Below are 4510 nucleotides of genomic sequence, written 5' to 3'. Positions count from 1 at the left end.
AGTGGAATAGGACCACGCACTTGAGCACCAGTACGTTTCGCGGTTTCCACGATTTCCTGGGTGGATTGGTCGATCAGGCGATGGTCAAAAGCCTTCAACCTGATACGGATTTGCTGATTTTGCATTGGATTTCAGACTCCAGGCTACTTCCCACCGGGCGCAATACGCCCGTTAAAAGGAGGCGCAATTCTATAGACGGGCCAACAGGGTGTCAACCCAATAAAAAAGCCCCCGCTAAGCGGGGGCTTTTTCAATCCATCGAAAATTACTCGATGATTTTGGCTACGACGCCGGCGCCGACGGTACGACCGCCTTCACGGATGGCGAAGCGCAGACCGTCTTCCATAGCGATGGTCTTGATCAGGGTGACTTCCATCTGGATGTTGTCACCTGGCATTACCATTTCAACGCCTTCTGGCAGTTCGCAGGAACCAGTCACGTCAGTAGTACGGAAGTAGAACTGTGGACGGTAGCCTTTGAAGAAAGGAGTGTGGCGACCGCCTTCTTCTTTCGACAGAACGTAGACTTCTGCGGTGAACTTGGTGTGCGGCTTGACCGAACCTGGCTTGGCCAGAACCTGACCACGCTCAACGTCGTCACGCTTGGTGCCACGCAGCAGAACGCCGCAGTTCTCGCCAGCACGACCTTCGTCCAGCAGCTTGCGGAACATCTCAACGCCGGTGCAGGTAGTTTTGGTGGTTGGACGCAGACCAACGATCTCAACTTCTTCCTGGATGCGAACGATGCCACGCTCAACACGGCCAGTTACAACAGTACCGCGACCCGAGATCGAGAATACGTCTTCGATTGGCATCAGGAACGGCTTGTCGATAGCGCGCTCTGGCTCTGGGATGTAGCTGTCCAGAGTTTCAACCAGCTTCTTGACAGCGCTGGTGCCCATTTCGTTGTCGTCTTGGCCGTTCAGAGCCATCAGAGCCGAACCGATGATGATCGGGGTGTCATCACCTGGGAAGTCGTAGGTGCTCAGCAGATCGCGAACTTCCATTTCGACCAGTTCCAGCAGCTCAGCGTCGTCAACCATGTCAGCCTTGTTCAGGAAGACAACGATGTACGGTACGCCAACCTGACGGGACAGCAGGATGTGCTCACGAGTTTGTGGCATCGGACCATCGGCAGCCGAGCAAACCAGGATCGCGCCATCCATCTGGGCAGCACCGGTGATCATGTTTTTGACGTAGTCGGCGTGGCCTGGGCAGTCAACGTGCGCGTAGTGACGAACCGACGAATCGTATTCAACGTGCGCAGTGTTGATGGTGATACCACGAGCCTTTTCTTCTGGCGCGCTGTCGATTTTGTCGAAGTCGACTTTGGCCGAACCGAAAACTTCGGAGCAGACGCGAGTCAGAGCAGCGGTCAGAGTGGTTTTACCGTGGTCAACGTGACCGATGGTGCCGACGTTGACGTGCGGTTTGTTACGTTCAAATTTTTCTTTAGCCACGACAGTGAACTCCTAGCCTAAAGGGGCTGAATCAGCCTTGTTTTTTAACGAGAGCTTCGACGATGTTCGACGGAGCTTCGGAGTATTTGGAGAATTCCATAGAGTAGCTCGCGCGACCCTGAGACATGGAACGGACGTCGGTTGCGTAACCGAACATCTCACCCAACGGAACCTCGGCACGGATAACCTTGCCGGAAACCGTATCTTCCATACCCTGGATCAGACCACGACGACGGTTCAGGTCACCCATCACGTCACCCATGTAGTCCTCAGGTGTTACAACTTCTACCTTCATGATCGGCTCAAGCACAACACCGCCGCCCTTCTGGGCCAGCTGCTTGGTCGCCATGGAGGCAGCCACCTTGAACGCCATCTCGTTGGAGTCGACGTCGTGGTAAGAACCGTCAAAGACGGTAGCCTTCAGGCCGATGAGCGGATAGCCGGCAACAACACCGTTCTTCATCTGCTCTTCAATGCCTTTCTGGATGGCAGGAATGTATTCCTTAGGAACAACACCACCAACCACTTCGTTCACGAATTGCAGACCTTCCTGACCTTCGTCAGCAGGCGCAAAACGGATCCAGCAGTGACCGAATTGACCACGACCACCGGACTGGCGAACGAACTTGCCTTCGATCTCGCAGTTCTTAGTGATCTTCTCACGATAAGAAACCTGCGGTTTACCGATGTTGGCTTCGACGTTGAACTCACGGCGCATCCGGTCAACCAGGATGTCCAGGTGCAATTCGCCCATACCGGAGATGATCGTCTGACCAGTCTCTTCATCAGTCTTGACGCGGAACGACGGGTCTTCCTGAGCCAGCTTGCTCAGAGCGATACCCATTTTTTCCTGGTCATCTTTGGTCTTCGGCTCAACGGCAACCGAAATAACCGGCTCTGGGAAGTCCATACGCTCGAGGATGATTGGCTTATCCAGGGCGCACAGAGTTTCACCAGTGGTCACATCTTTCATGCCGATCAGGGCAGCAATGTCACCAGCCAGTACTTCTTTGATCTCTTCGCGGCTGTTGGCATGCATCTGAACCATACGGCCCACACGCTCTTTCTTGCCTTTTACCGAGTTGAGTACCGAGTCACCGGAGTTCAGAGCACCCGAGTAGACGCGCACGAAAGTGATCGAACCCACGAACGGGTCGGTCGCGATCTTGAACGCCAGAGCCGAGAACGGCTCGTTGTCGTCTGCATGACGCTCGTCGTGACGAACAGCCGGATCGTCCTTGTCCAGTTCCTTGTCGTCAGGGTTGATACCCTTGATCGCAGGAATCTCGACAGGCGCTGGCAGGTAGTCGATAACGGCGTCGAGAACCAGAGGAACACCCTTGTTCTTGAACGACGAACCGCAGACCGCCAGAACGATTTCGCCGGCGATAGTACGCTGACGCAGAGCAGCCTTGATCTCTTCGATCGACAGCTCTTCGCCTTCCAGGTACTTGTTCATCAGCTCTTCGTTGGCTTCGGCAGCTGCCTCAACCATGTTGCTGCGCCACTCTTCGGCCAGCTCTTGCATGTCTTCTGGAATGGCCTTGCGAACAGGCTCCATGCCTTTGTCGGCATCGTTCCAGTAAACAGCTTCCATGGTCATCAGGTCGATCTGGCCCTGGAAGTTATCTTCCGAACCGATAGCCAGCTGAATCGGCACTGGGGTGTGACCCAGACGCTTTTTGATCTGGTCGACTACACGCAGGAAGTTCGCACCGGCACGGTCCATCTTGTTTACGTAAACAAGACGAGGAACGCCGTATTTGTTGGCCTGACGCCATACGGTTTCCGATTGCGGCTCAACACCCGAGGTACCACAGAACACAACGACTGCGCCGTCGAGTACGCGCAGGGAGCGCTCTACTTCGATGGTGAAGTCAACGTGGCCGGGGGTATCGATGATGTTGAAACGATACTTGTCCTTGTGCTGCTTGACAGAACCCTGCCAAAAAGCGGTGGTCGCAGCAGAAGTAATGGTAATACCACGCTCCTGCTCCTGCACCATCCAGTCCATGGTCGCGGCGCCGTCATGCACCTCGCCCATTTTGTGGTTTACGCCTGTGTAAAAAAGGACGCGCTCGGTGGTGGTGGTTTTACCAGCATCCACGTGAGCAACGATACCGATGTTACGGTAGCGATTAATCGGAGTAGTACGAGCCATAAAGCCCTCGCAAAAATAGTGACGCTGAAATTAGAAGCGGTAGTGCGAGAAAGCCTTGTTGGCTTCAGCCATACGGTGCACGTCTTCACGCTTCTTGACTGCAGCACCTTTGCCTTCAGCGGCGTCCAGCAGTTCGCCAGCCAAACGCAGAGCCATGGACTTCTCACCGCGCTTGCGCGCGAAGTCTACCAGCCAGCGCATTGCCAGAGCATTACGACGGGAAGGACGTACTTCAACCGGAACCTGGTAAGTAGCACCACCAACGCGGCGCGACTTCACTTCGACCAGCGGAGCGATGGCGTCGAGTGCTTTTTCGAAGAGTTCCAGGGGGTCGGTACCCGCCTTGCGTGCTTTAACGGTATCCAGAGCACCGTAAACAATACGCTCGGCAACGGCTTTCTTGCCGCTTTCCATTACGTGGTTCATGAACTTGGCGAGGATCTGGGATCCGTACTTCGGATCGTCCAGGATCTCACGTTTGGCTGCTACGCGACGTCTTGGCATTGATAAGCCCTCAAACGGTCTTCAGGTTCGCTCGGGACAGCGCATATCGAAATGCAGTGCCCGACCTTACTCTTATCGACTCAATAAATTTAAAAAACGACTGCAAAACGACCGAATTACTTCGGACGCTTGGTACCGTACTTCGAACGACCCTGGTTACGGCCTTTAACGCCGGAGGTATCCAGAGAGCCGCGAACGGTGTGGTAACGAACACCTGGCAAGTCTTTTACACGGCCGCCACGAATCAGAACGACGCTGTGCTCTTGCAGGTTGTGGCCTTCACCACCGATGTACGAGGAAACCTCGAAACCGTTGGTCAGACGCACACGGCATACTTTACGCAGTGCCGAGTTAGGTTTTTTCGGCGTGGTGGTGTACACACGGGT

The 4510-nt window shown here is 54.7% G+C and carries 5 protein-coding genes; all 5 read right to left on the bottom strand.

The window, feature by feature from the left end:
* A partial coding sequence (locus ACIPL0_RS30810) for a 30S ribosomal protein S10 (protein WP_283162632.1) occupies positions 1-125 on the bottom strand: 125 nt, incomplete at its 3' end.
* Between the two features lie 140 nt (positions 126-265).
* On the bottom strand, positions 266-1459 hold the full coding sequence (gene tuf, locus ACIPL0_RS30805) for an elongation factor Tu (RefSeq protein WP_108240410.1): 1194 nt from the start codon (positions 1457-1459) through the stop codon (positions 266-268).
* A 31-nt stretch (positions 1460-1490) separates the two neighbouring features.
* Positions 1491-3620, bottom strand: coding sequence for an elongation factor G (fusA, locus tag ACIPL0_RS30800; RefSeq protein ID WP_400603061.1), 2130 nt, complete (start codon positions 3618-3620; stop codon positions 1491-1493).
* A 30-nt stretch (positions 3621-3650) separates the two neighbouring features.
* A complete protein-coding gene (rpsG, locus tag ACIPL0_RS30795) occupies positions 3651-4124 on the bottom strand; it encodes a 30S ribosomal protein S7 (protein WP_007970418.1) in 474 nt (157 codons plus the stop codon).
* A gap of 116 nt (positions 4125-4240) precedes the next feature.
* Positions 4241-4510, bottom strand: a 270-nt coding sequence (gene rpsL / locus ACIPL0_RS30790; RefSeq protein WP_400731757.1) for a 30S ribosomal protein S12, incomplete at its 5' end; no start/stop codon positions are given.

Origin of the sequence: Pseudomonas sp. NPDC090208, assembly GCF_044746785.1 — a bacterium.
Taxonomy (GTDB): Bacteria; Pseudomonadota; Gammaproteobacteria; order Pseudomonadales; family Pseudomonadaceae; genus Aquipseudomonas.
The sequence above is the reverse complement of the archived record's forward strand: the minus strand, read 5'-3'. Positions and strand labels throughout refer to the sequence as shown.